Source organism: Halomonas sp. Bachu 37 (assembly GCF_039691755.1).
Classification (GTDB): Bacteria; Pseudomonadota; Gammaproteobacteria; order Pseudomonadales; family Halomonadaceae; genus Vreelandella; species Vreelandella kashgarensis.
In genome coordinates, this window is sequence record NZ_CP137552.1 from 2,140,117 (window position 1) to 2,163,248 (window position 23,132).

General features: G+C 62.5%; 23 protein-coding genes. 14 read left to right on the top strand and 9 right to left on the bottom strand.

Going from position 1 to position 23,132, the window contains the following annotated elements; genetic code table 11:
• The first annotated feature begins 12 nt into the window (after positions 1–12).
• From R5M92_RS09815 to R5M92_RS09880, 14 genes are all read left to right on the top strand, one after another.
• Positions 13–1,533, top strand: coding sequence for a leucyl aminopeptidase (locus R5M92_RS09815; protein ID WP_346795750.1), 1,521 nt, complete (start codon positions 13–15; stop codon positions 1,531–1,533).
• Positions 1,534–1,683: 150 nt separating this feature from the next.
• Positions 1,684–2,781 carry a branched-chain amino acid aminotransferase gene (locus tag R5M92_RS09820; protein ID WP_346795751.1) on the top strand — a complete coding sequence of 366 codons (1,098 nt, stop codon included), beginning with the start codon at positions 1,684–1,686 and terminating at the stop codon, positions 2,779–2,781.
• A gap of 66 nt (positions 2,782–2,847) precedes the next feature.
• Positions 2,848–3,279 (top strand): DNA polymerase III subunit chi, encoded by a 432-nt coding sequence (locus R5M92_RS09825; protein ID WP_346795752.1) that lies wholly within the window; start codon positions 2,848–2,850, stop codon positions 3,277–3,279.
• A gap of 64 nt (positions 3,280–3,343) precedes the next feature.
• Positions 3,344–4,543, top strand: coding sequence for an MFS transporter (locus R5M92_RS09830; protein ID WP_346795753.1), 1,200 nt, complete (start codon positions 3,344–3,346; stop codon positions 4,541–4,543).
• 64 nt (positions 4,544–4,607) lie between these two features.
• On the top strand, positions 4,608–4,826 hold the full coding sequence (locus R5M92_RS09835) for a hypothetical protein (RefSeq protein WP_346795754.1): 219 nt from the start codon (positions 4,608–4,610) through the stop codon (positions 4,824–4,826).
• A gap of 115 nt (positions 4,827–4,941) precedes the next feature.
• Positions 4,942–7,845, top strand: a complete 2,904-nt coding sequence (locus R5M92_RS09840) for a valine--tRNA ligase (RefSeq protein ID WP_346795755.1) — start codon at positions 4,942–4,944, stop codon at positions 7,843–7,845.
• 186 nt (positions 7,846–8,031) lie between these two features.
• Positions 8,032–9,066, top strand: coding sequence for a phosphotransferase (locus R5M92_RS09845; RefSeq protein WP_346795756.1), 1,035 nt, complete (start codon positions 8,032–8,034; stop codon positions 9,064–9,066).
• 48 nt (positions 9,067–9,114) lie between these two features.
• Positions 9,115–10,335, top strand: coding sequence for an ABC transporter substrate-binding protein (locus R5M92_RS09850; protein ID WP_346795757.1), 1,221 nt, complete (start codon positions 9,115–9,117; stop codon positions 10,333–10,335).
• A 1-nt stretch (position 10,336) separates the two neighbouring features.
• The gene (locus tag R5M92_RS09855; protein WP_346795758.1) at positions 10,337–12,010 is read left to right on the top strand and encodes an ABC transporter permease; all 1,674 of its coding nucleotides are present in this window, start codon (positions 10,337–10,339) and stop codon (positions 12,008–12,010) included.
• A gap of 10 nt (positions 12,011–12,020) precedes the next feature.
• Entirely contained in the window at positions 12,021–12,659 is a 639-nt protein-coding gene (locus R5M92_RS09860) for an ATP-binding cassette domain-containing protein (protein ID WP_346795759.1), read from the top strand.
• 31 nt (positions 12,660–12,690) lie between these two features.
• Positions 12,691–13,344 carry a TIGR04283 family arsenosugar biosynthesis glycosyltransferase gene (locus tag R5M92_RS09865; RefSeq protein ID WP_417338705.1) on the top strand — a complete coding sequence of 218 codons (654 nt, stop codon included), beginning with the start codon at positions 12,691–12,693 and terminating at the stop codon, positions 13,342–13,344.
• Entirely contained in the window at positions 13,334–13,957 is a 624-nt protein-coding gene (locus R5M92_RS09870) for a TIGR04282 family arsenosugar biosynthesis glycosyltransferase (RefSeq protein WP_346795760.1), read from the top strand. The genes R5M92_RS09865 and R5M92_RS09870 overlap by 11 nt, the downstream gene beginning before the upstream one ends.
• Positions 13,958–14,006: 49 nt before the next feature.
• Positions 14,007–16,151, top strand: a complete 2,145-nt coding sequence (locus tag R5M92_RS09875) for an FAD-dependent oxidoreductase (protein ID WP_346795761.1) — start codon at positions 14,007–14,009, stop codon at positions 16,149–16,151.
• Positions 16,148–17,281: an FAD-dependent oxidoreductase gene (locus tag R5M92_RS09880; protein WP_346795762.1), complete on the top strand. Its 1,134-nt coding sequence runs from the start codon at positions 16,148–16,150 to the stop codon at positions 17,279–17,281. Before R5M92_RS09875 ends, R5M92_RS09880 begins: the two co-directional genes overlap by 4 nt.
• A gap of 22 nt (positions 17,282–17,303) precedes the next feature.
• On the opposite strand, the gene R5M92_RS09885 is transcribed toward R5M92_RS09880, so the two are convergent.
• The 9 genes from R5M92_RS09885 to R5M92_RS09925 form a co-directional block, all read right to left on the bottom strand.
• Positions 17,304–17,762: an META domain-containing protein gene (locus tag R5M92_RS09885; protein ID WP_346795763.1), complete on the bottom strand. Its 459-nt coding sequence runs from the start codon at positions 17,760–17,762 to the stop codon at positions 17,304–17,306.
• A 19-nt stretch (positions 17,763–17,781) separates the two neighbouring features.
• Positions 17,782–18,222, bottom strand: a complete 441-nt coding sequence (gene gloA / locus R5M92_RS09890; protein WP_346795764.1) for a lactoylglutathione lyase — start codon at positions 18,220–18,222, stop codon at positions 17,782–17,784.
• Positions 18,223–18,314: 92 nt separating this feature from the next.
• Complete coding sequence (locus tag R5M92_RS09895) at positions 18,315–18,893, bottom strand: Fe-Mn family superoxide dismutase (RefSeq protein ID WP_346795765.1); 579 nt, start codon at positions 18,891–18,893, stop codon at positions 18,315–18,317.
• 23 nt (positions 18,894–18,916) lie between these two features.
• The gene (locus tag R5M92_RS09900) at positions 18,917–19,651 is read right to left on the bottom strand and encodes an MliC family protein (RefSeq protein ID WP_346795766.1); all 735 of its coding nucleotides are present in this window, start codon (positions 19,649–19,651) and stop codon (positions 18,917–18,919) included.
• A 64-nt stretch (positions 19,652–19,715) separates the two neighbouring features.
• A complete protein-coding gene (locus R5M92_RS09905; protein WP_346795767.1) occupies positions 19,716–20,228 on the bottom strand; it encodes a DUF3087 family protein in 513 nt (170 codons plus the stop codon).
• Between the two features lie 95 nt (positions 20,229–20,323).
• On the bottom strand, positions 20,324–21,370 hold the full coding sequence (locus R5M92_RS09910) for a 3-deoxy-7-phosphoheptulonate synthase (RefSeq protein ID WP_346799336.1): 1,047 nt from the start codon (positions 21,368–21,370) through the stop codon (positions 20,324–20,326).
• Positions 21,371–21,447: 77 nt separating this feature from the next.
• Positions 21,448–21,612, bottom strand: coding sequence for a hypothetical protein (locus tag R5M92_RS09915; protein ID WP_346795768.1), 165 nt, complete (start codon positions 21,610–21,612; stop codon positions 21,448–21,450).
• A gap of 458 nt (positions 21,613–22,070) precedes the next feature.
• A complete protein-coding gene (locus R5M92_RS09920; RefSeq protein WP_346795769.1) occupies positions 22,071–22,199 on the bottom strand; it encodes a hypothetical protein in 129 nt (42 codons plus the stop codon).
• 124 nt (positions 22,200–22,323) lie between these two features.
• On the bottom strand, positions 22,324–23,082 hold the full coding sequence (locus tag R5M92_RS09925) for an FAD-binding oxidoreductase (RefSeq protein WP_346795770.1): 759 nt from the start codon (positions 23,080–23,082) through the stop codon (positions 22,324–22,326).
• Positions 23,083–23,132: the final 50 nt, after the last annotated feature.

Sequence of the window (23,132 nt, forward strand, 5' to 3'; positions counted from 1 at the left end):
GTTGGAGACGTCATGGAATTTTCCGTTCAGACAGCCAATCCGGCCAAGGCCGAAACCGCTTGTCTCGTGGTACCGGTATACAAGGACGCTGCGCTGTTACCCGCAGCCGCCAAGCTCGACGATGCCAGCGAGCGCCTGATCGCCCAGTTGATCGAGCGTGGCGATTTCGCTGCCGAGCTGGGCAACGTCCAGCTGATTCCCTTCGCTCCCGGGCTCGGTGCCGAACGGCTGTTGCTGGTGGGCCTGGGCAAGCGCGAGAAATGCCGGGAAGCCGCCTTCATCAAGTCCCTGGACGCGGCGTTCGATTCCCTGACCAAGCTGCCGGTGGATGACGTCGCCGTCGCTTTCACCGATGTCCCGCTGGAAGATCGGGATGCTGCCTGGAAAGCCCGTATGGTGCTGGAGGCCGCCCAGCGTGCCACTTACCGCTTCGATCGATTCAAGTCCGAGCCGGCCCCCGCTCCCGCCTTGCGGCGAATTACCCTGGTGGTAAGCGAGAGCGATGACGCCCCAGGCGCCCGAGCCGGCGCCGCCATCGGCCGCGCCATTGGCGAGGGTATCAGCCTGACCCGTACCCTGGGCAACCTGCCGGGCAATATCTGCACCCCGAGCTATCTGGCCGAACAGGCCGAACAACTGGGCAAGTCTTCCAACGGCGCTCTGGATGTCGAGATCCTCGACGAAGAAGCGCTCGAAGCACTGGGGGCGAATTCGCTGCTCAGCGTCGGTCGCGGCAGTGCCGAGCCAACTCGCCTGATCGTGATGAAATACCAGGGCGCTGAAGACCGCGAGGAAGCGCCACACGTACTGGTCGGCAAGGGTATCACCTTCGACACCGGCGGCGTCTCGCTCAAGCCCGGCGAAGGCATGGACGAGATGAAATTCGACATGTGCGGCGCGGCCAGCGTATTCGGCACGGTAAAGGCCATTATCGACATCAAGCCCAAGCTCAACCTGGTGTTCATCGTCGCCGCCGCCGAGAACATGCCCGACGGTGCCGCCACCAAGCCCGGCGATATCATCGAGACCCTCAAGGGACTGACGGTGGAAGTCCTCAATACCGACGCCGAAGGCCGTCTGGTGCTGTGCGATGCGCTGACCTACGCCGAGCGTTTCACCCCGGCAAGCGTGGTCGATATCGCCACGCTGACGGGTGCCGCCATCATCGCGCTCGGCCATCACGCCACCGGCCTGCTCTCCAACGACGACGACCTGGCACTCGATCTGCTCGATGCCGGCGATACCGCCTGGGACCGCGCCTGGCACCTGCCGCTGTGGGATGAATATCAGCAGCAGCTGGAATCCAATTTCGCCGACCTGGCCAACATCGGCGGGCGTCCGGCGGGCACCATCACCGCGGCCTGTTTCCTGTCGCGCTTTGCCGAGAACTTTCCCTGGGCGCACCTGGATATTGCCGGAACCGCGTGGCACTCAGGCAAGCAGAAGGGCGCCACCGGTCGACCTGTGGGCCTTCTGACCCAATACCTGCTGGACCGCGAATCCGACGTTCAAGTGGAAAATGGCGACACCTGAGGCAGGCCAAGGTTGCCTTTCTTCATCACAACCTTTAAATCTGACACATAGCAATCGTTTCGAGCAATGCACCGGGCCGTCAGGCTCGGTGTTCCTGTATCGCACCTGAAGCGCCATGCGAGCGCCTGGTTATAGCGGAGACCAACACCCGTGCCCACAAGTTTTGACCTACTGCCGTCGGCCAATCCCACGGCGGCTGCCATTCGTGGCGATATTCTCGACAACCCTGGTTTCGGTCGTTACTTCAGCGACCATATGGTCCATATACGCTGGACCGTAGATGCCGGCTGGCATGGCCATCAAGTGCGCCCCTACGGCCCGTTGACTCTCGATCCCGCCGCCGCCGTACTGCACTATGGCCAGGAAATCTTCGAGGGAATCAAGGCCTACCGCCATGCCGATGGCTCTGTCTGGACCTTCCGCCCGGAAAAGAATGCCGAACGTTTCCGTCGCTCCGCGCGCCGCCTGGCCCTGCCCGAGCTTTCCGATGACGACTTCATCGGCTCGCTGAAAGCGCTGCTGGTCCAGGATCACGAATGGGTACCCACCCCCGCCAGCGAAGCCGACGAATGCAGCCTCTACCTGCGCCCGTTCATGATCGCCAGCGAGACGTTTCTCGGCGTGCGGCCGTCACAGGAAGTGGACTATTACGTCATCGCCTCGCCGGCCGCCGCCTACTTCAAGGGCGGAGTCGAACCGGTCTCCATCTGGTTGTCCTCGAACTACAACCGCGCCGCGCCCGGTGGCACCGGCTTCGCCAAGTGCGGCGGCAACTACGCCGCCTCGCTCGCTGCGCAGAAGGAAGCCGAAGCCCACGGCTGCGGCCAGGTCGCCTTCCTCGATGCCACGGAGAACAAGTGGGTGGAAGAGCTCGGCGGCATGAACCTGTTCTTCGTCTTCAAGGATGGCCGCATCGTCACGCCCAAGCTGACCGGCACCATCCTGGAAGGGGTGACCCGCGATTCCGTGCTGACCCTGGCCAAGGACGAAGGCCTGACCCCGGAAGAGCGCCACATCAGCATCGACGAATGGCGCGAAGGTGCGGCATCCGGCGAGATCACCGAAATATTTGCCTGCGGCACTGCGGCGGTCATCACCCCGGTCGGCGAGTTGGTCACCGAGAACGACCGTATCCGCCTGGCCGCCGGTAGCGACAACGCCATGGGCAAGCGTATCCGCAGCAAGCTACTCGACCTGCAGTACGGCCGCAGCGAAGACAAGTACGGCTGGCTGACCCAGCTGGTCTAACCCCTATCCGCCGCTACCTTTGCTTTTTTCTTAACCTCGGCAGCGGCGGAGCCGTCTGGAACCGCCATGGCGCGCATCGATTTCTACATCCTGCCGGATACCACCCTGGAGGCGCGTTTGCAGTTCGCCTGCAAGCTCGCCGAAACTATCCACCGCAAGGGCTACCGGCTGCACCTGCACTGCGAGGACAAGGCATTCGCCGAACAGGCCGACGACGCCCTGTGGAATTTTCGCCCCGACGCCTACCTGCCCCATGCGCTAGAAGATAGCGAGATGGCTGCCAGCGTGCCGATCACACTCGGCTGGCAGACGTTGCCGGTGCCCACCGAAGAGACCGCGCTGCTCAATCTGCACCCGGAAATCCCGGAAGGCGTCGAGCGCTACGTCCGCATCGCCGAGATCATCAACCAGCATCAGCAAGTACTGGTCGCCAAACGCGCCTGCTGGCAACGCTATAAAGAGATGGGCCACGAGGTCGTGCCGCACAAGCTGGGCTAGGCGGCTCAGTGACAGAGCGCCAGACCTTAAAATCGAATAACAAGAACTTATCATAGGGACTCGTATGCCTACCTCGCTGCTCACACGCCACCCGCTGGCCGTCATCGTCATCGCCCAACTGTTCGGCACTTCGCTATGGTTCAGCGTCAATGGCGTGGGCTTGGCGCTACAGGACGCCGTCGGCCTCAGTGAAAGCGACCTGGGCCTGCTGACCATCGCGGTTCAGGCCGGTTTCATCAGCGGCACACTGCTGATCGCCACTACCGGGCTTGCCGACCGTATTCGGGCCAGCCGGCTGTTCGCCGCTTCCGCCGTGATGGGTGCCTTGATCAATGCCGCTTTCATCGGTGTCGCCGACTCGCTCACCTGGGCACTGTGGGCACGCTTTCTCACCGGCTTATGCCTGGCGGGCATCTATCCCTTGGGCATGAAACTGGTGGTGAGCTGGACGCCCAGTCACGCCGGTGCGGCGCTTGGCTGGCTAGTGGGCATGCTGACGCTGGGCATCGCCTCGCCACACTTGCTGCGCGGGTTGACCCTGCACCTGCCGTGGCAGTGGCCGCTGGTGCTGGCCTCGCTTTTGGCGCTTGTCGCCGCCGTCCTGATTTATCGCCTGGGAGACGGCTCCCACCTACCCGGCCCGGCCCGTAGCGGCCGCCCTTGGGCCGGCCTGGCCGCCTTTCGCAAGCGGGATTTTCGCGCCGCCGCGCTGGGCTACTTCGGCCACTGCTGGGAGCTGTACGCGTTCTGGGCTTTGGTGCCTTATCTGGTCAGCCGCGAGCTGGAACGTCTGAACGCTTCGGCCGGCGGCCAGGCGTGGCTAAGCTTTGCCATTATCGCCTTGGGGCTTCCCGGTTGCGTGCTGGCCGGGCGCTGGAGTCGCCGGGCCGGTAGCGCCCACGTGGCATGTACCGCCCTGGCGGTATCCGGTGCGCTGTGCCTGGTTTACCCCTTGCTGGGCAGTGTTTCTCCCTGGCTGTTGCTTGGCCTGCTGGCTCTGTGGGGCATTAGCGTCATCGCCGATTCCGCCCAGTTTTCCGCGCTGGCCTCGGCCACCGCCCCGCAGGAACGGCTCGGCGCGGCCTTGGCGATGATGAATGCCATCGGCTTCGGCCTGACCATCCCGTCGATCGCACTCGTCACCTCACTCTGGTCGTCCCAGCAGCTCGCCGTACTGTGGTGGTTGCTGCCCGGCCCGGTACTGGGCCTGGTCGCCATGCGCTTCTTCTGGGAAAAATCGCATACTGCACTGCAAAAAAAGTGAAAGCTTAATATACTAGACCCTTAACCCTTTGGGCTTACCCGCCGCGTCAGGTTGAGGAGTTCACATGTACTGCCGCACCTATCGCAATGCGTGGATTCAAGGTTTTCTGGATGGCGAGCAGGGCAAACGCCACCAGACACTGAAAGGCATTCCGGGGTTTCGCTACACCAACGGCTGGATCGAGGGGCACGCCAAGCTGCTGGGCTACGAGTACCGCCTGATCCATGCCACCGAACAGGAACTCGACCATGCCCGCACCCAGACCGACTTGAGTCTTCCCTGAGGCTTCACCGATTTTATGCTCGCCATGCCCGCCCACGACTTTCCCACCTGACGCCTGCCAGCCTGGCGCGCTATACTTGTCGCCATTTTTTTGCAAGCGATGAGCCGACTCCCCCATGGAAAAGACCTACCAACCCGAACAGATCGAAACCCGCTGGTACGAGCGCTGGGAAGCCGCCAACCGTTTTGCCCCTTCTGGCCACGGCAAACCCTTTTCGATCATGATTCCGCCGCCCAACGTGACCGGCAGCCTGCACATGGGCCACGCTTTCCAGGACACCATCATGGATACCCTGACGCGCTGGAAGCGGATGCAGGGCAACAACACCCTGTGGCAGGTAGGCACCGACCACGCCGGCATCGCCACCCAGATGCTGGTCGAACGCAAGGTTGCCGCCGAGGAAGGCAAGACTCGCCACGATCTGGGGCGCGATGCGTTCATCGACAAGGTCTGGGAGTGGAAGGAAGAGTCCGGCGGCCATATTACCCGCCAGCTGCGCCGCATGGGCGCCAGCGTGGACTGGAGCCGTGAGCGCTTCACCATGGATGACGGCTTCTACAAGGCCGTGCAGAAAGTGTTCGTGCGCCTGCACGAGGAAAACCTGATATATCGCGGCAAACGCCTGGTCAACTGGGACCCCACCCTGCACACCGCCATTTCCGACCTGGAAGTGGAAAACCGCGATCAGCAGGGCAGCTTCTGGCACTTCCGCTATCCGCTGGCCGACGGCGTGAAGACCGACGATGGCAAGGATCACCTGGTCGTCGCCACCACCCGCCCGGAAACCCTGCTGGGCGATACCGGCGTGGCGGTCAATCCAGAAGACGAGCGCTATGCCTCCCTGGTCGGCAAGTTCATCGAGCTGCCGCTGGTGGGCCGGCGTATTCCGGTCGTCGCCGACGAGCACGCCGACATGGAAAAAGGCTCCGGTTGCGTCAAGATCACCCCGGCCCACGACTTCAACGACTACGAAGTCGGCAAACGTCAGGACCATCTGCTGATCAACGTCTTCTCCAAGGACGCGGCCATTCTCGAGCGCGCCGAAATCTTCGATCTCAAGGGCCAGCCCCAGCCCGACGAAGACGCAAGCCTACCCGCCAAGTACGCGGGTCTGGATCGTTTCGAGGCGCGCAAACAGATCGTCGCCGACATGGAGGCCCTCGGCCTGCTGGAGCAGGTGGAAGCGGTCAACAACACCCTGCCCTATGGCGACCGCTCGGGCGACGTCATCGAGCCGCTACTCACCGACCAGTGGTTCGTGGCGGTGGAGTCGCTTGCCAAGCCCGCCATCGAGGCGGTGGAAAACGGCGACATCCAGTTCGTGCCCAAGAACTACGAGAACATGTACTTCGCCTGGATGCGCGACCTGCAGGACTGGTGTATCTCCCGCCAGTTGTGGTGGGGCCACCGCATTCCCGCCTGGTACGACCCCGAAGGCAACGTCTACGTCGCCCGCAGCGAAGCCGAAGCTCGCGAGAAACACGCACTCGACCCCGAGCTGGTACTGACGCAGGATGAGGACGTGCTGGATACCTGGTTCAGTTCGGGCCTGTGGACCTTCGGCACCCTGGGCTGGCCGGAAAAGACCCCGGAGCTCGAAACCTTCCACCCCACCAGCGTGCTGGTCACGGGCTTTGACATCATCTTCTTCTGGGTCGCCCGGATGATCATGATGACGCTGAAATTCACCGGCGAGGTGCCGTTCAAGACCGTCTACGTCCACGGCCTGGTGCGCGACCGGGATGGCAACAAGATGTCCAAGTCCAAGGGCAACGTGCTCGACCCCATCGACCTGATCGACGGCATCGAGCTCGACACCCTTGTCGAAAAACGTACCGGCAACATGATGCAACCGCAGAAAGCCAAGGTGATCGCCAAGGCGACTCGCGACGAATTCAAGGACGGCATTGAGCCCCACGGCACCGACGCACTGCGCTTCACGTTCCTTTCCCAGGCCACCACCGGGCGCGATATCAAGTTCGACATGAACCGCCTGGACGGTTACCGCAACTTCTGCAACAAGCTGTGGAACGCCTCGCGCTACGTGCTGATGAATGCCGAAGGCGAAGACTGCGGCATCTCTTCTCAAGGACAGGGCGGTGAAGTGGAGCTGTCGCTTGCCGACCGCTGGATCATCTCCCAGCTGCAGAAAACCGAGGCCCAGGTAACCAAGGCGATGGACGAATACCGCTTCGACCATGCCTCCCAGGCGCTTTACGAGTTCGTCTGGAACGAGTACTGCGACTGGTACCTGGAGCTTTCCAAGCCGGTGCTGTGGGATGACGTACAGGGAAGTACTAATGCTGCGGGAGACAGGACGTCGGGAGCAGCGGCGCTAGAAAATCGCAAACGTGGCACTCGCCGCACGCTGGTGCGCGTACTCGAAGCGATTCTGCGCCTGGCCCACCCGATGATGCCGTTCATTTCCGAGGAGATCTGGCAACGCATCGCACCGCTGGCGGGCACCCACTCGGGCGACGACGATTCAATCATGGCGCAGCCGTGGCCCCAGGCGGACGAAAGCAAAATCGACGAGCAGGCAACCCGCGATATCGAGTGGCTCAAAGGCGTGATCATCGCCGTGCGCAACATTCGCGCCGAGATGAACATCGCCCCCGGCAAGCCGTTGGACGTACTGCTGACCAAAGGCAAGCCCGAGGATGCCGAGCGCCTGGAGAGCAACCGCCACTTCCTGGCCAAGCTCGCCAAACTGGAAAGCGTGACATGGCTCGCCAATCCGGATGACGCCCCGCTCTCGGCCACACAGCTGGTCGGTGACATGGAAGTGCTGGTGCCGATGGCCGACCTGATCGACAAGGATGCCGAACTCAAGCGCCTGGCCAAGGAGATCGACAAGCAGGACAAACTCATCAGCGGCATCGAGAAGAAGCTCGGCAACGAGGGCTTCATCGCCAAGGCGCCGGAAGCCGTGGTCGAAAAGGAACGCGGCAAACTGGCCGAGTTCCAGGCCGCGAAAAAGCTGCTGGAAGAGCAGCGGGCGAAGATCGGAGCGTTGTAGATTTCAGCGAACAGTAAAGTCAAAACGGCACCTCAGGGTGCCGTTTTGGTATCCGGTTGTGCAGCTTCGATACCCACGGCTGGCCAGGAACCGGGCGGAACCTGCCGCATCTTTCCGCCCATGCTTGACCACTTTCCATTGTGAACCCTGTAAGGTTAACGCTGTTGTATCAACATGGATGATGCTATGCCGACACTTGGCGAGGAACGATTGGAGGCGCTGGCGAACGAGCTCGAGCGGGCCGGAATTGTGTTCCGGGAGCTTTCGCCGATGGCGGATACCGGGCTGGCCCACGATCATGTATGGATTCATCGCGGCAATGGCGATTGGGTAGCACGACTGCCCAAGCAGAGCCAGATGAACCTGGCGCCTGCGGATAACCTGGCCTACGAAGCCGCATGCTACGAACGTGCCAGCCAGGGCGGGCACGTTCCGCGCCTGCACGACGTGTTGAATACAAGTGACGTCCTGCCCCGTGGCGGCTTGCTGGTGGATGCCGTCGATGGCCGGCTGGCCAGCCTTCCGCAAGACCTGCCGCGAATTGCCGAGACGCTCGCCAGCCTGCACCGGCTGCCGCTGCCGGATGACCCCGCTCCACTGCTGGCCCCGGCGGACCCTTGGCGGGCAATGTGCGAGGAGGTCGAGCGTCAGGCGCAGTGGCTCGAACGAGCGGACTTGAGCTGCGAGGCGACTTCACGCATCCGCGATGAGCTGACCGCGTTGCCGGTGGAACTCCCCGATACCATGCGCTGCTTGATCAGCTTCGATACCCACCCCGGCAATTTTCTGATCGATGCGCGGGGGCGCGCGGTGCTGGTGGACCTGGAAAAGTGCCGCTACGGCCTGCCGGGCATCGACCTGGCCTATACCTCGCTCTACACCTCGACCACCTGGGATCTCAACAGCCAGGCGGTACTGTCACTCGATGAAGTGGTCGCGTTTTATCGCCGCTGGCAGGCGTCGATGGGCGAATCGCCCAGCACCGAAACGCTGGTGGCCTGCCGCCGCGCGACCTGGCTTTGGTCGCTGACCTGGTGCGCCAAGTGGCGTGCCCAGCATTTGCAGGCCAAGGACATGTATCAGCGTGGCGAGGATTGGTCGGCGGAACTCACCGACCCGGCGGTGATTGAACATGTGCGCGACCGAGTCGAGCATTATGTCTCCCTGCCTATCATCGATCGTGTGCAAGACGAACTGCAGCATCTGGGTGCTTCACTCTAATGCCCGACTTTTGCCAAAGGCCGGGCGGCTCCTGACAAGAGGTGTGCGATGTCGAATAAATACCATTCCCGCCATTTAACGTTGGTGGTGCCCTTGCTGGCACTGGCGCTACCCGCCATGGCCGCCCCCGATCCCAGCGACTGGCAGGGCATCGTGGCAGACGCGGAAGGCCAGACCGTTTACTGGAATGCCTGGGGCGGCGATACGCGTACCAACCGCTATATCGACTGGGTCGCGCAACAAGTGCAGGCGCAGTACGGCGTCGATGTAGAGCACGTCAAGCTGGACGACACCGGCAGTGCAGTGGCGAGGGTGCTGGCGGAAAAGCAGGCGGGTAACGACGGCGAAGGCAGCATCGACCTGATCTGGATCAACGGTGAAAATTTCGCCGCGATGCGTGAAAGCGACCTGCTATTCGGCCCCTTCGCCGAGGCATTGCCCAATTTTGCCCTCACCAACGCCACGCAAAACCCCGAGGTCGTCACCGACTTCACCCTCCCGACCGAAGGCTACGAGTCGCCATGGGGCAAGGCGCAGATCACCTTCTATTACGACAGCGCCCAGACCGAGTCGCCACCGCAGGACATGCAGGCGCTGCTCGCCTGGGCCGAAGCCAACCCCGGCCGGTTCAGCTACCCGCGTATCCCGGACTTCACCGGCAGCACCTTCTTGAAGCAAGCGCTGATCGAACTGACCGAGCAGGACGAAGCGCTTTATCAGCCGGTGGCGAAGAGCGATTTTGCCGCCGTCACGGCACTGTTATGGGCCTACCTGGACGAGTTGCACCCGCACCTGTGGCGCAGCGGACGTAGCTTTCCCGATTCAGGTCCCCATCTGCGCACGCTGATGAGCGATGGCGAGCTGAGCCTGGCGTTTTCCTTCTACCCCAGCGAGGCGGCCGTGGCGGTAAAGGAGTATGAGCTTCCCGATAGCGTACGCAGCTATGTGCTGGAGGGTGGCACGCTGGGTAACGTCCATTTTGTGGCGATTCCCTACAACTCGCCGCATAAGGCCGGCGCCATGGTCCTCGCCAATTTTCTGCTCTCGCCGGAAGCGCAGGCGCAGAAACAGTCGCTTGCGATGTGGGGCGACCGCAGCGTACTGGATATCGAACGACTGGACGCCGCTGCCCAGGCACTGTTCGAGTCGGGAGAGCGCCACCCGGCGGAGCTGCCTGCCGATGCACTATCAAACACCCTGCCCGAGCCACACCCCAGCTGGATGACCGCCCTGCAGGAGGCGTGGCTCGAGCGTTACGGCGTCTACTGACATGCTGCGGCTGGCCCCCGCGCTGGTCATTGCACTGCTCGTACTGCCGGTGGGGGCGGGCCTGCTGATGGTGGTGCTGCCGGCGCTCGGCTATCTTCCCGTCCTTGGCGGCCACGGGGTCAGCTCAGCTCCCTGGCAAATGCTGCTCGCCCAGCCGGGGCTTGCCCGCTCGGTGGTGATCAGCTTTGTCAGCGGGCTGGTGAGTACCGCCATTGCGCTGGTCATCGTGGTGCTGTTTCTGGCCGCCAGCCGTGGCAGCTGGCTGGACCGCGGTGTTCGACGGCTGGTGTCACCGCTGCTCGCCATCCCCCATGCTGCTGTCGCGTTCGGATTTGCCTTTCTGATCGCCCCCTCGGGCCTGTTGGTACGGCTGGTATCGCCAGCACTGACGGGGTGGGAGCGTCCGCCGGATGCACTGATCGTCAACGACCCCTGGGGGCTCTCCCTGATGGCGGGGCTGGTGCTGAAGGAGGTGCCGTTTCTGCTGTTGATGTGCCTGGCGGCACTGCCGCAACTGGCGCCTGAGAAGCGTTTGATGCTGGGGCGTTCGCTGGGCTATTCACCTACGGTTGCCTGGTTGAAGACCGTATTGCCCACGCTCTATCCGCTGATCCGACTGCCGGTTTATGCGGTTCTCGCCTACGCCACCTCGGTGGTGGACATGGCGCTGATTCTGGGCCCGAAGTTGCCCCCTACGCTCAGTGTGTCGATTCTTGGCTGGTTCAACGACCCCGATATCAACCACCGTTTCATGGCCTCGGCAGCGGCAGTGCTGCAGCTTGGCGTCACCCTGGCGGCACTGCTCTGCTGGTGGCTGCTGGAACGACTTTCCTACAGGCTGACGCGACGCTGGCTGACCAATGGTAGCCGTAACCGAGGGGAAATCACGCTGCGGATGGTTGGCCGCTCGGCGCTGCTCTTGTCAAGCATGACGGCACTGGCGTCCCTGGTGGGCCTGGGGCTGTTCTCGCTGGCCGGTTTCTGGCGATTTCCCGATCTGCTCCCGCAACTGCTGACACTGGATCACTGGCAACGCAGCGCTCCCATGATGGCCATGCCGCTATTCAATACTGCACTGATCGGTCTTGTTGCCACCACGCTGGCCACGGCGCTGGTACTCGCGGTACTGGAAAACGAGTACCGTCAGCACATCCAGCCCAAGCGCGCGCTTTGGCTACTCTATCTACCCTTGCTGGTGCCACAGATCGCCTTTCTGTTCGGCTTGACCGTAGCGGCGGAAAGCCTGGGTATTCGCCCTCGGCTAGGCTTGGTCATTGCCGGTCACTTGCTGTTTGTACTGCCCTATGTCTATCTCTCGCTGGCGGAAGCGTATCGCCGCCTTGACCCACGCTGGCTGCAGGTAGCGCACTCGCTGGGTGTGTCGCCCGGCACCGCTTTCTGGCGGGTTCGCCTGCCGCTGATAGTCGCCCCGCTGTTGACGGCGTTCGCCGTCGGCCTGGCGGTGAGTATCGGCCTGTACCTGCCCACCCAGTTACTGGGTGCCGGCCGCGTGACGACCGTGACCACCGAGGCGGTGGCTCTCGCGGCGGGCAGCAATCGCCGCTTGATCGGCGTGTGGGCATTGGTACAAGCGGGCCTGCCGTTGATCGGCTTCATGCTTGCCCTGGCGTTGCCTCGCTGGCTAGGGTCGCCACGTCGCAAGCTTTCAACCTGAAGGGGTGTATGTGAACGGGTCGAACGGTGAGACACTAACGCTGTCACAAGTCAGCATTCATTTGGCCGGCCGCGAACTACTGCGGGTGAACGCGACCATCGCCCCCGGCGAGGTGCTGACGGTGATGGGTCCTTCCGGATCGGGAAAATCCTCGTTGCTGGCGTATGTTGCCGGGTTTCTGGATAGTGAATTTAGCGCCAGCGGCGACGTGTGGCTGGGGGGATGCAACCTGCTGGACCGTCCCGCCGAGCAGCGCGGCATCGGGTTGCTGTTCCAGGACCCGCTGCTGTTTCCCCACCTGAGTGTGGGCGGTAACTTGCGCTTCGGACTGCCTCGCCGGGTGAAGGATAAACGCCAGCAGGTTACCCAAGCCCTTGGACAGGTCGGGCTGGCGGGCTTCGCGGAGCGTGACCCGGCTACGCTCTCCGGCGGCCAGCAAGCTCGCGTGGCGTTGATGCGCCTGTTGCTTTCCGGCCCCCGGGCGGTGCTGCTGGATGAGCCGTTTTCAAAGCTGGATACCGTGCTGCGCCAGGAGATGCGGTCGCTGGTGTTCGGCCGGCTGCGCGAGGCCGGCCTGCCTGCGTTACTGGTCACTCACGACCACGCGGATGCCGACGCCGCGGGAGGGCCTGTCATTGAGCTCGGTTGAATCATCTCCTCGACTCAGCATCGTGATGCCGATGCTTGACGAAGCCGCCGCGATCGAGGCGACACTGACCGCGCTGCAGCCGCTGCGCGCCCAAGGGGCCGAGGTGATCGTGGTGGACGGCGGCAGCGCTGACCAGAGCGTGGCCCTGGCCACCCCACTGGCGGACGTTGCGATGACCGGTGAACCGGGCCGGGCGCGGCAGATGAATCTGGGCGCGCGGCAGGCCCGTGCGTCGGCGCTGCTGTTCCTGCACGCCGACACCCACCTACCCCCGGACGCCATGGAACGGATACTTCACGCGCTAGATACCCACACCTGGGGACGCTTTGATATTCGGCTTGCCGGACACAGCCGCTGGCTCCCCGTGGTGAGCTGGATGATGAATCGGCGTTCGCGGCTCACCGGCATCGCCACCGGTGACCAAGGACTCTTCGTGCGCGCCGACACCTTCCAGGCAGTCGGCGGCTTTCCCCAACAGCCGTTGATGGAGGACATCGAACTCACGAAACGGCTCAGACGGACCTTACGGCCCGCCTGCTTGAAGGCGCAAGTGGTAAGCTCGGGAAGGCGCTGGGATCGACAGGGTGCCTGGAAAACGATCCGCCTGATGTGGCGGCTGCGCTATCGCTACTGGCGCGGTGTCAGCGCCACCCAACTGGCCAAGGAGTATCGTCATGCGCGCTGACCGTGAGTCGCCGCCCCACCTCCACCTGCTGGCCAAGGCACCGCTGGCGGGGCAGGCCAAGACGCGCCTGATTCCCCTGCTGGGAGCCGAAGGCGCCGCCAAGGCGCATGCGGAACTGGTGCACCACTGCGTGGCGAATGCCTGCGGGGCGCTACCCCCGGCTCAGGTCACCCTATGGACTGCGCTTGACCATGACCACCCGCTGTTCATCGAGCTTCGCGATCGCGTTGGCTTGACGTTGCAGGCCCAGCCAGACGGCGACCTGGGAGCCCGCATTCGCCACGCCCTGATCAGTACGCCCGGCCCCGCCATGGTGATGGGCAGCGACTGTCCCGGCATCACCTGTGAATTGATTTCCAGCTGCATAAAGCAACTTGCCACTCATGACGTGGTCATCTTGCCCGCCGAAGACGGCGGTTACGGTCTGATTGGCATGCGACACGACTACCCTGCCCTGTTCGAGGCCATCCCCTGGGGAACTCATCGCGTACTGGCGACGACCCGGTACCGGATCGAGGCAGCCGGGCTGAACGCCGCCTATCCGGCGACGATCTGGGATATGGACCGCCCCGAAGACTGGCAACGCTGGAAAGCACTTCCCACGTCACGGTAAGGGTTTTCCTATAACAATCAGTTCTCACCCATTGGCACTGGAGGTAGCCGTGACCCGACAACGCTTACTGATCGCGGCATTACTGCTGGCTGCCATTGGCATCTTTTTTCTCAGTGGGGCTCATCAATGGTTCACGCTTGAGACACTCAAGGCCTACCAAAGCGACTTCCAAGCGGCATTCGACCAATCGCCCTGGCGGGTCGCGGGCATCTTCCTTGCGCTGTATGTCGCCATCACGGCCCTGTCGTTACCGGGTGCCACACTGCTGACGCTGCTGGGCGGGGCGCTTTTCGGGTTGGGTTGGGGGCTGTTGATCATCTCGTTCGCCAGCACCCTGGGCGCGACCCTGGCGTTTATGCTGTCGCGGTTTCTCTTTCGTCAGCCTGTCGAAACGCGTTTTCCGCGCCAGCTCGAGGCAGTGAATCGCGGCGTGGAGCGCGACGGGGCCCTTTATCTTTTCACCTTGCGCCTGGTGCCGGTGTTTCCGTTCTTCATGATCAACCTGGTCATGGGACTGACGCGGATCAGGACCGTCACGTTCTACTGGGTGAGCCAGGTGGCCATGCTTCCCGGCACGGCGGTTTACGTGAACGCAGGGGGCCAACTGGGCGATCTGGAAAGCCTTGGCGGAATCATTTCACCACCGCTGATCGCCTCGTTCCTGCTGCTGGCCATCTTTCCCTGGCTTGCCCGGCGTATCGTTCTGCTGGTACAGCGGCGCAAGGTCTACCGAGGATTTAGCCGCCCGTCACGCTTCGATTACGACATCCTGGTCATCGGCGGCGGCTCGGCGGGGCTGGTCACCAGCTATATCGCCAATGCCGTCAACGCCAAGGTTGCGTTGGTGGAAGAACACAAGATGGGCGGCGACTGCCTGAACACCGGCTGCGTACCCTCCAAGGCGCTGATTCGCGCCGCCCGTGCCGCCCACGAGGTTCGCACCGCGTCACGCTTCGGTGTGAGCGCCGGCGAACCGCAAATCGACTTTGCCAAGGTAATGGACCACGTTCGCCAGGCGATTGGCGATATCGAACCCCACGACAGCGTGGAGCGCTATCGCGGCTTGGGCATCGACGTTTATCGAGACCATGCAAGGCTCACGTCACCGTGGGAGGTTCAGGTCGGCGATAGGACGCTCAACGCACGGCATATCGTGCTTGCCACCGGAGCCAGGCCACGAGTGCCGCCACTGCCGGGAATCGAGGACGCTCCGCTGCTGACCTCTGAAACTCTGTGGTCACTGACGAAATTGCCAAGGCGCCTGGTGGTACTGGGCGGCGGTGCCATTGGCTGCGAGCTGAGCCAGAGCTTTGCCCGCCTGGGCAGCCGGGTCACGCTGGTCGAAGGAACACCCCAACTGCTGGGCCGAGAGGATCGGGAAGTGGGTGAGCTGGTCGAACATGCCCTGAGCAATGAAGGGGTCACGGTGATGACCGACGCCAGGGCGAGGGAGATCACCAACGACGCGACAGGCTACCAGCTGGTGGTGAACCATCACGGCGAGCGGCAGGCACTTGCGTTTGACTACCTGCTCGTCAGCGCGGGCCGCCAGGCCAACGTGGAAGGCTTGGGGCTGGAAGCCCTGGGCATCACCACGACACAGGCCGGAACTCTGGAGCTTAACGAGCGCCTGCAAACCCGCCTGCCCAATATCTGGGCCTGTGGAGATCTGGCCGGGCCGTACCAGCTGACTCACGCCGCGGCCCATCAGGCGTGGCACGTGGCGGTCAACGCCCTGTTTGGCGAGCTGAAGCGCTTTGCCGTGGATTACCGCATCATGCCGGCGGTCACCTACGTGCAGCCGGAAGTCGCTCGCGTCGGGCTGAACGAAAAACAAGCCAGGGAGAAAGGCATCGCATTCGAGGTGACCCGCTATGCCATGAGTGAAAGCGACCGTGCCATCGCCGAAGGCGCCACCCAGGGCTTCATCAAAGTGCTTACCGTGCCCGGCAAGGACAGGATTCTCGGTGCAACCATCGTGGCGGAAAACGCCGGCGAGTGGCTGGGTGAATTCACCATCGCCATGAAGCACGGTCTGGGGCTGAACAAGTTACTGGGCACCATTCACCCCTACCCCACGCTCGGCGAAGCAGCCAAGGCCACCGCGGGAGTCTGGAAAAACGCCCACAAGCCGGAGCGGGTACTCAAGTTATTGAAGCGCTACTTCACCTGGCGGCGCGGTAAGGAAAAATGACACGATTGCTACTCATCGGCGCGGGCCATGCCCACGCTTTCGTATTGGAAGCCTTTGCTCGGCGGCCCGACTCGGACATCTCGGTCACTGTCGTCAGTGAGAGTCGCTTGGCCGCGTATTCCGGTAGCGTGCCGGCGTGGCTGGCGGGCGAGTGCACCCTACGGGAGACGCAAGTCGACGTGGCTGCGCTATGTCACCGGGCGGGCGCTCACTTGATCCCTTCACCCGCCGTGGCACTTGATACGGCCACGCGCCAGGTCACGTTAGCGAATGGCGATGTCATCCCGTTCGATGTTGCTTCGCTGAACATTGGCTCTACCCTGGCGTTGCCGGTTCAGCATGACGGTCCGCTACCCTACTGTCTCGCCATGCGGCCACTCGGCTCACTTCATGAACGCTGGCAGGCACTACGAGACAGCGTGGCACAGCTGCCCTCGGGGGGTTGCCAGCAGGTAGTAAGCGTCGGCGGTGGTGCGGCGGGCTGTGAGACGCTGATGAGCGTGTTGGCGCAGCTGCGCCACCAGCGCCCGGATATCGATTGGCGCGGACATCTTCTCAGTGCCACTCGAGACCCGCTGCCCGATGCCGGGCGATTGCCCCGCTGGTTGACGCGGCGCGCGCTGGCCCGGGCGGACATCCGCGTTCACTCGCCAGTACGCGGAGAAGCACTGGCTGCGGGAGGTGTATCGACCCATGATGACAGGTTCATCGAGGCGGATATCGTGCTGTGGGCGACGGGAGCCGTTGGCCATGGCTGGCTCTCGGATACCCGGCTGCCATTGGACGCCAAGGGGTTCATTCGGGTGGAGAGTACATTGGAGGTCATCGGTCAGCCGCATGTTTTTGCCGCAGGCGACTGCGCCGCCTTCAACCCGCCGTTGCCCAATGCGGGCGTTTATGCGGTACGCATGGGGCCGCACTTGGCTGACAACCTGCGCCGCGCCTGTCACGGCGAGCCACTGCAATCCTGGCAGCCACCCAAGCGCGTACTGGCCTTGATCGGCACTGGCGATGGCCACGCGATTGCCAGCCGTGGCGCCTTCGGCTTATCGGGAAAGTGGGTATGGGAGTGGAAAAGGCGGATTGATGCGCGCTTTATCACCCGCTTCAATCCGCCCTTCTCGAACTGACTCCTTGGGCTAGTTTGATGGGCTAGTTTGACTCGCGCCAGCCGCCGAGAACCCGGCTATCCGGGCCGAAGAAGACCAGCCGGTCATGGTCGATCAAATAACGGTAGGCGGTCTCCAGCATTGCAGTGACTCGCTGGGCGTCCTCCATGTTCGGGCATGCCATGCGCGTGGTAGCCAACTCGCTGAACTCGATGCGCTGGTTGTCGCCCAGATTGACGTGCCCGGTAAAGCGGTTGCAGCCGTCGTGACCGCTGACGCTGCCATCGCGGGAAATCTGGAAAAACGGTGTCTCCGGCATCGATAGGCGCTCATCGGTACCCATCAACAGCAGATTCCAGCGCTGCTCCACGACCGGGCCCGAGAGCCCAGCGCCACTCACCCCGTCCTGGGGTGCCGAGCTGGGCCCAGGTGCGCTGCTGCACGCGCTTAACAAGGCGACTGAGGCAAGCCATGGCAGTAAATGCCGACCTTTCATGTTCATGGTGCGTTCCCTTTCACTATTACCAGCTACCGCTGTTTTCCATGGACGCCCAGGGCTCCTGCGGCGCCAAGGCATCGCCTTTTTGCAGCAACTCGACCGAAATGCCGTCGGGGGATTTCACAAACGCCATGTGACCGTCTCGAGGCGGCCGGTTGATAGTGACGCCGTTATCCTGCAGGTGCTGGCAAAGCGCGTAAATATCGTCCACTCGATAGGCCAGGTGGCCGAAATTACGCCCACCGCTGTACTCCTCAGGGTCCCAGTTGTAGGTCAGTTCAAGCTCGGGAGCGGTCAAGCGCTGCGAGCGTGACTCATCCTCGGGCGCGGCCAGAAACACGAGCGTGAAACGACCCTTGTCGTTTTCCTTGCGGCGGACTTCCTTGAGACCCAGCAGGTCGCAGTAGAAATGCAGCGAAGCGTCGAGATCGCTGACACGCACCATGGTATGCAGGTACTGCATGGGCTGACTCCTTGAGTAGACATGGAAGCAAAGCCTCACTTGGGCTTTGCCTGGCACACATTCTGGAATACGGGCGGCGCGCTAGCCAACGATCAAGCGAAATTCTGCTCGATGAACTCCCAGTTCACCAGTGGCCACAGGTTCTCCAGGTATTTCGCACGGCAGTGACGATAATCGTCATCCTCGCCGTTTTCCCAGAGGCCGATGGTCAGCAAGGGAGACTGTCCATGAGCCAGCAACGTGTCGCCATCGCGGGTTGTGATGATCGCCACGCCGCCTTCCGCCGTCTTGATCAGCCAGGCCCATCCCGCCTCGAAATGTTCCGTCGCCTTGGCGATGAAGGCTTGGCGAAAGCGGTCAAAGGAGCCGAACTCGGCATCGATGGCCCGGGCCAGCGCCCCCTGAGGCTCTCCCCCGCCGAACGGCGTGAGGCAGTGCCAGTGAAAGGTGTGGTTCCACGCCTGGGCGGCCTGTTCGAAAACCTCTCCCGAACAGGAGTGGATCAGGTTTTCCAAGGATTGGCCGGCACTGTCCGTGCCCTGCACCAGGGCATTGAGCCGGTTGATATTGGCCTGATGCCGCTTGCCGTAGTGATACCCCAGGGTCTCGGACGAAAGGTGCGGCTCCAGCGCGTTCTTCTCGTAAGGTAGAGCAGGTAGTTCAAACGCCATCGGATACTCCATGCGGATAACGGTCACGCGCCGGGCGCGATGCCCTGGCCGCAGCCGCTGTACTGGGTACCGTCAACCGTCAGCGTCACCCGGGCCGGATACGGCTTGCCACTCATGCCATCGAAACAGGCGCCCGCTTCCAGCCGCAGGGTGAACGACTGATCGGGGCGCGTACTCTCCAGCACCACTCGGCCACTGTCGTTATCCAGCGCCACGATACGGTAATCACGGGTGAACTCGCGTTCGCCATAGTCCAGGCTGACGCTAAGCTCGGGGCGGTCATGGGCCAGGTCTACGGTCCAGCCCGGCTCGTTTCCCTGGCCATGGAACATCACGCCGGGGTAATCGTTGCGCGTCAGGGCCGAGCGTGTCTGGGTCTGCTGGCACTGCAATTGACCGCGCGGCGTCTCCACCTGGGCTTGCTCGCCCCGGTTCCAGAAACTGATCTCGCCTTGCTGGTAACGTGCTCCGCTGGCGACGACCGCCGGCGGTAGATGCCAGGCGCCATGCAGCGACCATAACCGCAGCTCCTCGTTATCGGCCACCGCACTGACCAAGTGCTGCTCGGCCGGTTGGCAGTACCAGCCGGTGAAGCGTTCCGCCCCGCCGGTGAACAGCGCCGAAGGCAGCAATGGGGCGGAGTTCGTGGCTGGCGTGGCCGGTGTAGAAGAGGTGTTCGTCATCGGCGCGGCACAGCCCGCAAGCATCAGGAAGGTTGCCACGGCGAACGAAGCCGATGAATACGAAGGATAAGACATGCTGGATTCCCTGCGAGTCGTCGTTATGGGAAGCGCCTTCAAGAGAATGAAGATTATTGCGTTTTCAGCTGCGCTTGAACGCCTGCAGGTCGTGGGGATCGAAGCCCTCCACCTTCTCCGGCAGCTGTTTCTCTTCCCGCTTGAGGCGTACTTCCATCTTCTCCGCCAGGCGCTCGGCATCATCGTCGGTGGTGCGGCCGTTAAGTTCCGCCAACTGAGCCATACCCTGATGATAGAAAGACAGGATGTTCAGTGCGTTGACGTTATCCTCGGCCACGGCCCGGCGCAACACCGGCAGATAACTGCTGATGCGGGCAAGGTGCTGCTTGAGCCCCGATACATAGCGCAGCTCTTTCATCCACGGGCGCTCACGCAACACGGCGAACGTCAGGCTGGTGAACAACAGTCCCAGGAAAACCCCCAGGCCATTGAGCCACAGGCTACTGCCGAAGGAGGCTGTCAGGAGCTGGGCGAACAGCATACCGAATACGATCAGCTGGGCCGCCATTGCCACGCTTATCAAGCGAGCCTTGCGACGGTAGGTTTCCGGGTCGTGCTGCTCCAGGTAAAAAATCATTGTCGCTCTCTTGTGGCCACACCTAGGGGTTGCCATGATACGGCCCGCAGCGGCGCAAAAAAAGCACCGGGATCAGCTCTTTATCCGCTCAGCGTTTATTGTCCCGGCGACTTTTCCAAGCGCTCGGCGGCGGTCAGCAACAGATGCTCGGTAGCGTCCCAGCCCAGGCAGGCATCGGTCACCGAAACCCCGTAGCGCAGCGCCCCGGGGTTCAACGGCTGCTTGCCCTCGAACAGGTGGCTCTCCAGCATCAGCCCCGCCAGGTTGCGCTCGCCCGCCTGACGCTGCGCCAGCACATCCAGCATGACCTCACTCTGGCGACGGTGATCCTTGCGCGCATTGGCGTGGCTGCAATCCACCATCAAGCGAGTATTCAAGCCCGCCTTGCGCAACTGGGCGCAGGCGGAGCGCACATGCTCTTTACTATAATTAGGCTCACCGTGGCCTCCCCGCAACACCAGATGGGTGTGGGGATTGCCCGGGGTTTGCTGCACCACTGGCCGGCCCGAGGCATCCATGGCAAAGCGCTGGTGGGAATGGGCGGCGGCGGCCATGGCATCCAAGGCCACCTGGATGTCACCGCTGGTGGCATTCTTGAACCCCACCGCCGCCTGCAGGTCGCTGGCCAGCTCGCGATGCAACTGGGATTCGGTGGTGCGCGCGCCGATTGCCACCCAGCTCAGCAGGTCCTCGAGATAGGGCGCCAGCATGGGCTGGAGGATTTCCGTGGCTACCGGCAGGCCGCGCTCGGCCACGGCGTGCATCAACTCGCGGGAGCGCAGCAGCCCATTGGCCATATCACCGCTTTCGTCCAGATCCGGATCGTAGGCCAGCCCCTTCCAGCCCACGGTGGTACGCGGCTTTTCCACGTAGACTCGCATCACCGGCAGGAGCTGTTCGGATACTCTCTCGCTGAGCCTTGCCAGGCGATCCGCATAGTCGAGTGCGGCTTTCGAATCATGAATGGAACACGGCCCCACCACGACCAGCAGACGCTCGTCACGACCAGCGAGGATATTGTTGACGGCGCGGCGTTGAAGGCCGATACGCTCTTTCAGCCCCGCCGACAAGGGGATTTCCTGGCGTAGCTCGGCGGGTGTGGGCAAAGGGATGCTATGAGCCATGACGGTACTGTGGGCCATAACGGCGCTATGGGCCAGGACGGGACGGGGGGAACAGGCCTCGGCGGCCAGGGTATGCTTGACTGATACGTTCACGCTCAACTCTCCGTTATCGAACAACATCGTGTAAGGGCTGCGCCACCACGGTCCCGACGGTCGGAGGTGGCACCCAGAGCCGGCCGCGCCTGGCTAAATCGCCAGCCATGGCGATAATCGTCATAGTCACGATAAGCCACGTCAGCGAAAGCGCGAGATACGGTCATGGTGTCACTCCTTGTTGAACTACAGTCTTGTTGAACTACAGTCTTGTTGAACTACAGTCTTGTTGAACTACAGCCTTGTTGAACGTGCCCGAATGAATGGGCTGCTTGATACCGGACATCTTCGAGGTCGTCGATGCAAACCGATGGCCGCATACGCGAACGCCCCGGGCGGGTTACCGACCGAGGCGTTATGAAGCAAGCGGCAGGCAACCCGTGAGGTGTGCCTGGTGGGCGCGACGCTAGTCGTCGGCCACGGGCACACCGCAGCTAAACCAATACCAATAACCGCCTACCGTCAGGCCTTTCATGTCTTCCACACTCACGCCGCGGCCGTTAGCCGAGACACAAGATGCGGGAGAAGACGTGAAGATGGCTGACATAAGGGTGTCCAGTAAGCTTAGCGTGGATGCCGATGAATGGATTTATCCTGCCGACTTCTTCGGGCGATGGCAAGCCCTTTAGCCGGTGAATACCTGTATCCAGCCGATGGTGGCAGGTAGAGCACTCATGCTGACCAGAACGACAACTCCCATGAAAACGGAGAGAAAACCCGATTCGTCTTTGTAAACTTCGCCATGTTGGGCCATAAAAGCCTCCTTTTGTCGTGGCGGTCACTTCAAGGTGACCTGCTCAGGGGAGTTCCATGTTACCCAACAAACGATCTGCAATCACTCCCGATTCGCTGACGCTGCCTTGCTTGGCCTTCACGTATTATCTGGTTTTCACCAACAAGGGCTCGCGGGGGGCATAGGAGAATACATCGGAAAATACCTGCTCCTCCTTCACGCCCTTGTTCGCCAGGACGTCGATGCAGGCATAGACCATGCCCGGGGAGCCGGAAAGGTAGACGTCGTGTCCGCTGACGTCATCGAGCTCCCTGTCGAGCACCGTATCGATGCGCCCCAGGGAGTGCTCGACCCGCTCCGAGTCGGGTAGCGCCTCTTCCGGGGCCATCTCGGTGACGGCATGAAAGTGGACGCGCGGCCATTTTCGGGTCCACTCATAGGCCAGCGCCTCGTGATAGAAGTCGCGCCGCTCCCGTGCAGCCCACCAGAGCGACACCTCACGTTGCGGGTCCGCTGCCAGGGCGGCCTCAAGGATGGCCTTCATCTGGGCGAAACCGGTACCCGCCGCGATCAACAGCAAGGGGCGTCGGCTGGTCACATCCAGCACGCATTCGCCACCGGGCAGGCGCACGATCAGCTGATTGGCCACCTTGAGCATCTCACGCAGCCGCGCGGAGTTCTCCCGCTCCGGCCAGTGCTGGATATGCAACTCCAGCTTGCCGTCACCGCGATAGGCATCGGCGATGGAAAACGGCACCCAAAGGTCGTCGTCCAGCTTCAGCTCCAGGTACTGGCCTGGGGCGTGCCGCATGGCTTCGTCACGCCCTTGCAGCGTCACGCCGTAGACGTCGGGGTTGAGATCTTCAACGGCGATGACTTGGCAAGTCAGAATCCTTGCGCTCATGAAAGCCTCTTGTCGGGGTGCATTATGGTGTCGGGTGCCAGCTGTTTCAG